Annotated in this window: 1 protein-coding gene; it reads left to right on the top strand. The window is 53.5% G+C overall.

Annotation, left to right across the window (positions count from 1 at the left end):
- Nucleotides 1-527 (top strand): flagellin (locus BN1117_RS08310; RefSeq protein ID WP_040096452.1); only part of this gene is annotated, 527 nt, incomplete at both ends.

Genomic DNA, 527 nt, shown 5'->3' with positions numbered 1-527 from the left:
AACGGCTCCAACACAGATGCTGACCGTTCTGCGCTGCAACAAGAAGTCAAACAGTTGGCAACTGAAATTAACCGGATTGCCAAAGATACGACTTTTGGTGGGACCAAGTTGCTGGACGGCTCCTATAAAGGGGTTTTCCAGGTAGGGGCGGATGCCAAGCAAACCATCAGTTTTTCACTGACTCAAGCCGATGGTTTTAGTATTTCAGGCATAAATGCCGCCGCTTCAGCCGCTGGAGGATTCGCTTCAATTTCGACGTTGTCTATCTCAACCCAGGATAACGCACAGAGTGTGCTCGGTGCAGTGGACAAGATGATAGCCGGGGTAGACCGGAAACGGGCTGAGCTGGGTGCAATCCAGAATCGGATGGAGTCGACCATTCGCAACCAGGCAAATATCGCCGAAAACCTCTCATCTGCCCGGTCTCGGGTACGTGATGCGGACTTTGCGGTAGAGACGGCGGCGCTTACCCAGTACAACATCTTGCAGCAGGCTGCCTCCACCGTATTGGCGCAGGCAAACCAGCG

The sequence above is a fragment of the Aeromonas australiensis genome, assembly GCF_000819725.1.
Lineage (GTDB): Bacteria > Pseudomonadota > Gammaproteobacteria > Enterobacterales > Aeromonadaceae > Aeromonas > Aeromonas australiensis.
This window is presented reverse-complemented; position numbering and strand designations above follow the sequence as displayed.